Here is a 5,788-nt window from a genome sequence, read left to right on the forward strand (position 1 = left end):
CCCTTCAAAAACCCAAATTATTATGGAAACCAATATTCTGACTTTACCGCCGATTTTAAAATTAAAACTGGATTTAACATCGGAACAATTTTGGCAATTGTGTCAAGAAAATAATGATTTTCAATTTGAACGCACGACTTCAGGAGAGTTAATTATTATGCCACCAACTGGAGGAAATACAGGTAAACGGAATGCCGATTTAATTTTTCAACTTTTAGTCTGGAAACGTCAGAATAATTTAGGTGAAGTTTTTGATTCTAATACGGGTTTTACCCTGCCTAATGGTGCTAACCGCGCCCCTGATGCGTCCTGGGTAAGTCGAGAACGTTGGGAATCTTTAACACCCGAACAACAGGATAAATTTGTGCCTTTGTGTCCTGATTTTGTGGTGGAATTAATGTCTCCAAGTGATAGTTTAGAAAAAACTCGTCAAAAAATGCAAGAATATCAGGAGAATGGGGCAAAATTAGGTTGGTTAATTAATCGTAAACAGCAACAAATTGAAGTTTATCGTCTGCATCAAAATGTGGAAATCTTGGCACACCCTAATCAAGTTTCAGGCGAGGATATTTTGCCCGGTTTTGTATTGGATTTAACTTCGATTTGGTAAGCTATTAAGTATTTAAACTGGAACAGGGGCGGCAGAGGGAGCAGAAGCAGTGCGAGCGTCCTCGCTCGCTGAATATCACCCAAAACCCAAAACCCATTCGTAATTCCCTATTCCCCACTATAAAATCAATCTATTCAAAAACGCTAATTAATGATATCCTAGAGGTATTTGAATTTCCCATTTAAGTTAAGGTAGGGTAATTATGCAAGTTAATGATTTAGGATTTGTTGCCAGCATTTTGTTTGTGTCAGTTCCTGCGGTTTTTCTGTTGATTCTGTATATTCAAACCCAAAGTCAGGATGGTAAACAAGGTTAATACCAGTTTTTCCTGAATTTTGATTGAATTTTAATTCAAAAAAAGCGCCATCAGACTGTTACTGTGGCGCTTTTTATTTTGACATCCACCCCGCCGTAAAATGAAACAGCCCTGGGTTTGGGGGGGGCTGTTCCGGTGTTCCCTCTCTCAACTAGGTAATTTATTTTGTGCAACTACTTATTTGTTAATTCAGAGTGGATTATTTTGCCGTTGTCCGTGTTAACAACACAGGACAATTAGCATAAACTCGGACATAATCTGAGAGGGAACTGCCCAACAATCTGTCTAAGTCGATGAAACTCTTGGCAACGTTAGGGCGACGGTCTGGGGAACCTAACATCAATAAATCAGCATTCACTTCTTCAGCAACTCGACACAATTCTGGGCCTGGTTTACCAATCCCACTAACACAACGATAGCTGATTCCCATGCGTTTTACTTCTTCAATTGCCGGGGCTAAAATAGGATCTTTTTCGGCATTATTACTGAAATCTTGGCTCGATTTCCCTGATATATCTTTATTAATGTGGACTAAAATTAGTTGAGTCCCAGCGATATCTTTAGCAAAGGAAATTGCCAATTGTAAACACTGTTTGGATGCTTCGGAATTATCCACCGCCACCATAATTTTACGCAGTTTTTTGACATAGATATCGTCCTTGACTAATAGCATCGGACGAGTGGTGAGTTGAAACACATACTGACTGACGGAGTTTTCCAGAATCGCTTGTAGAAGTCCTAAACCCCGGGAACCCATAATAATTAAATCCACATCTTCCTCGTTGGCCACTTGACAAACGATATCTTTAGGATCACCTTGTTTGAGTAGAGGATTAATTTGCTTGGGGTCGAGTTTAATTGAGGTAACAGCTTCTGCCAGAATTTTCCCAGCCTCAGTTAACTTTTCCGACATCGTATCCGAACTCACTTCAGGGAAAACAACGTGTAGAAGCGTGACCGATGCTTGCTGGAAAGAGGGGATATCCAACATCATATTCAGCATTTCTTCGCATAATCCCCGACCAGCAACCGCAACTAGAATTTTTTTTATCATGGATTTTCCTTGTGATTAAAATAGGTGATTTATCAGGGGTCAGATCTACCCGACACGGATTAAACAGTATCCATACCTAGAATAATCCCCCGTGTTGACAGATAATTTGTAGAAATGTTGCGTTCTAAATCTATTTGTAAAGTGTTTGAAACAAATCCTTTCCCCCAGTCCCCGTCCTCAAAGGATACCTCCTGGTCAACCCCTTGGTTTGACTATGTTGTGCGGGTTTCTCCCCACCATACCGATTATGGTGGTATTGTTTGGCATGGAACCTATATATCTTGGATGGAAGAAGCCCGGGTAGAACGGTTACGTTTGGCGGGATTAGAGTATCATACCTTAGTAGAAATGGGTTGCGAATTACCCGTTATCGAGTTGAACATTCGCTACCATAAACCCGTGAAAATGGGAATGCAGGCTGTGGTTAAAAGTCGAATTCTACTGATTAAGGGGGTACGAATTCCCTGGGAATACCGGATTGAATCCCTAGATGGCCAATCCCACTATCTCAGCGCCCAAGTGACTTTGGTTCCTATTGATGGAAAAACGGGGAAAATTATGCGTCGTTTACCCCCGGTATTGCAAACATCTTTGGCTCAACTACTGGGAACATCTACGCTATAATTTATTATACTATTCGGTTGTATTTTTCTAATCTCCAAAAGCAATTTGCCCTTATTGAAAGCTGCCTTTTTCAGCCCTCAAATTGATTAATTCCGATACTGAATATCACCAAACCAGATTACCCTAATTTTTGATCACAACCCGGGTTATAAAAATGGATATATCCTCCCACCGATTTCTTAGCTATTTTGAACTTCCCGAAGCTCAACAACTCTGTGAAATAGCCATAGTTGAACAGTTTGCAGACCAACATATTATTTTTGAAGAGGGAGAAGCTCCTAATTTTTTATATTTAGTCTTAGAAGGTCGGGTGGAGTTTAAAAAAGAAGTTCCATTGAGCCAATATCAAACCATTGCTGTTGCCCAAGCTAATGACTTTTTTGGAGAATTTGGAGTCTTAGATGGACAACCTCGCAGTGCCAGGGCAATAACCGCCGGACAGGTGAAATTAGCTAAAATTTCTCAACCGGATTTGCTGCAAATTTTAAGCAATGCTAAGGGTAAAGTGATTCTGAATTTATTTGCTTATATTATTAGTCATTTGCGCGTTACTACGAATCAATATGTCCATCAATTAGTCCATAAAGAAAAAATGGAATTAGTTGGGGAAATGGTTAATACCATTTTGCATGATTTTAGGAGTCCCTTTACCGGAATTCAGTTATCCAGTTCCATGCTCAAAGAAATGCACCCCGATGAAGAAACTCAAGAATGGTGTGATTTGATTTCTATGCAGATTCAACGGATGTTAGGCATGGCAGAGGAAGTATTAGAATTTACTAAAGGCAGTACACTTTTATACAGAAAATCAATTTCTGTGGCAAAAATGCTGCAACGTTTTGAAAAATTAAATCGGGTTTATTTTCAATCGACCCAGGTTAAATTTTCTGTGCAAACTGATGAAAATTGTCAAATTTATGTCGATGAAAATAAACTGATTCGAGTATTTCAAAATTTAGTTGGAAATGCGGTAGAAGCCTTTGAAAAACCAGGAGGAACTATTTTAATCACAGCTAAATTAACGGGAGATTGGACGGAAATTGCCATTGCTGATAATGGCCCTGGAATTCCTGATATGATTCGTGAACATTTATTTGATGCCTTTGTTACCCATGGAAAACGCAGTGGTACGGGGTTAGGAACTGCGATTGCTAAATCTATTATTGATGCCCATGGCGGTCAAATTCGGTTTAAATCCGTTCCCCATCAAGGCACTACTTTTTATATTAAACTACCCCAAACTCAACTAAAAGAAATGCACGCTGAAGTTGCCGAAGAAGTCAAATTAAACTAGAATTAAACCTATTACCCAAAACCCAAAACCCAAAACCCATTACCCATTCCCGATCACGGATTCAAGAGGATGACGCAGATTAACACAGATTAAAATCCGTGAAATCCGTGAAATCCTCTTAAATCCGTGATCCCCATTACCCATTACCCATTACCTATTCCCTTGAATTCTATTCGTCCTCTCCCTGAAGATGTCGTTAATTTAATTGCGGCGAGTGAAGTCATTGACTCCTTAGTGGCGGTGGTTCGGGAATTAGTTGAAAATGCCTTAGATGCCCAAGCAAACCGGATTACAATTTCAGTATGGCCGGAGTCTTGGCGAGTGCAAGTGGTAGATAATGGTTTAGGAATGGACTTAACGAATTTAAAGCAAGCCGCCGTCGCCCATAGTACCAGCAAAATCAACACGATTACCGATTTATTTCAAATTAATAGTTTAGGATTTCGGGGGGAAGCCTTACACAGTTTAGCCCAATTATCGGATTTAGAAATTATTAGCCGTCCTAGTTCTCCTTCCCTTGCTAATTCCGGTTGGCGTATTAGTTATAATCATCAAGGAGAAGTTGTTAAAACCGAAACTATTGCTGTCGCCCAGGGAACAGTTATTACAGTTTCTAATTTGTTTGAAAATTGGCAAAATCGACGCCAATCTTTACCTGCTTCGGCTCAACAATTGCGCGGTATTCAGTTAATAATTCAGCAAATTGCTTTATGTCATCCCCAAGTAACTTGGCAACTGCGTCAAGGCAATAATCCTTGGTTTCAAATTAGTCCGGGGGTGAATGCTCAACAGATTTTACCCCAGATTATTAAAAATATTCAATTCAGTGATTTATTTTATTTGAAAATTCCGCCAGATTATGATAATATTAACTTAAAAGACATTGAATTAATATTAGGATTACCCGATCGCGCTTCACGTCGCCGACCCGATTGGGTGAAGGTTGCTATTAATGGCCGAATGGTGCGATCGCCGGAATTAGAACAAACCCTATTAACCGCCCTCGCCCGCACCTGTCCCCGCGATCGCTATCCCATTTGTTTTGTACATTTACACTTATTACCAGAACAAATAGACTGGAATAAAAACCCTGATAAAAGTGAAGTTTATCTCCAGAATTTGAACCAATGGCAAGAGCTTATTAGTCAAGGAATTGAACGGGCTTTAAGGTTAAATTTTGAGAGAATTTCTCCGACTCAAAATCGCATTGAGAAGTTATTGAAAGTATCAGAAGACAAGGGAAATTATAACATTAATTCCGAAACTCAATTAGATACTCAAAGATCTCAAACTGAATTAGGAATATTAGAAATAAAAGCGATCGCTCAAGTTCTAAATACCTATATTATTGCCGAACATTCTAGCGGATTATGGTTAATTGAACAACATATTGCCCATGAACGGATTTTATATGAACAAATCTGTGATCAATGGCGATTAATTCCCCTCGAACCCGGCATTATTTTACAATCCTTATCAACAGCACAATTAGAACAAATGCAGCGTTTAGGATTAGAAGTTGATCCCTTTGGAGACGGGGTTTGGGTAGTTAGAAATGCACCGGAATTATTAATTAAACGCAGTGATTGTCCAGAAGCCTTATTAGAATTAAGTTTAGGAGGAGATTTACAAACCGCCCAAGTTGCCACCGCCTGTCGGAGTGCGATTAAAAATGGCACACCCCTGAGTTTAAGCCAAATGCAAACTATATTAGATCAATGGATGAAAACCCGCAATCCTCGCACCTGTCCCCATGGTCGTCCAATTGTTTTACAATTAGAAGAATCGGCCCTATCCCGTTTTTTCCGTCGGAATTGGGTGATTGGGAAAAGTCATGGAATTTAGGAAGTTTTGTTAAGTACCTAAACAAAATTAATTACACATCCTCCA

Annotated in this window: 6 protein-coding genes; 5 read left to right on the plus strand and 1 reads right to left on the minus strand. The window is 39.5% G+C overall.

All coding sequences use genetic code 11. From position 1 onward, the window contains the following. Window positions 1-22: 22 nt before the first annotated feature. Together AC559H_RS17075 and psbM are read left to right on the plus strand one after the other, a co-directional pair. Complete coding sequence (locus AC559H_RS17075) at window positions 23-610, plus strand: Uma2 family endonuclease (RefSeq protein ID WP_026795499.1); 588 nt, start codon at window positions 23-25, stop codon at window positions 608-610. 202 nt (window positions 611-812) lie between these two features. Further along, window positions 813-926, plus strand: coding sequence for a photosystem II reaction center protein PsbM (gene psbM / locus AC559H_RS17080; protein ID WP_026787680.1), 114 nt, complete (start codon window positions 813-815; stop codon window positions 924-926). 199 nt (window positions 927-1,125) lie between these two features. Here the strand turns inward: psbM and AC559H_RS17085 are convergent, their stop codons facing one another. Then, window positions 1,126-1,980: a universal stress protein gene (locus AC559H_RS17085; protein WP_026787681.1), complete on the minus strand. Its 855-nt coding sequence runs from the start codon at window positions 1,978-1,980 to the stop codon at window positions 1,126-1,128. Between the two features lie 114 nt (window positions 1,981-2,094). Here AC559H_RS17085 and AC559H_RS17090 point away from each other — a divergent pair, with 114 nt between their 5' ends. The 3 genes from AC559H_RS17090 (at window position 2,095) to mutL (ending at window position 5,743) form a co-directional block, all read left to right on the plus strand. Continuing rightward, a complete protein-coding gene (locus tag AC559H_RS17090; RefSeq protein ID WP_043939025.1) occupies window positions 2,095-2,604 on the plus strand; it encodes an acyl-CoA thioesterase in 510 nt (169 codons plus the stop codon). Between the two features lie 154 nt (window positions 2,605-2,758). Continuing rightward, window positions 2,759-3,898 carry an ATP-binding protein gene (locus AC559H_RS17095; RefSeq protein WP_043937739.1) on the plus strand — a complete coding sequence of 380 codons (1,140 nt, stop codon included), beginning with the start codon at window positions 2,759-2,761 and terminating at the stop codon, window positions 3,896-3,898. 126 nt (window positions 3,899-4,024) lie between these two features. Next, the gene (gene mutL / locus AC559H_RS17100) at window positions 4,025-5,743 is read left to right on the plus strand and encodes a DNA mismatch repair endonuclease MutL (protein ID WP_237745601.1); all 1,719 of its coding nucleotides are present in this window, start codon (window positions 4,025-4,027) and stop codon (window positions 5,741-5,743) included. Window positions 5,744-5,788: the final 45 nt, after the last annotated feature.

Source organism: Planktothrix prolifica NIVA-CYA 540 (genome assembly GCF_963864145.1).
GTDB lineage: Bacteria > Cyanobacteriota > Cyanobacteriia > Cyanobacteriales > Microcoleaceae > Planktothrix > Planktothrix agardhii.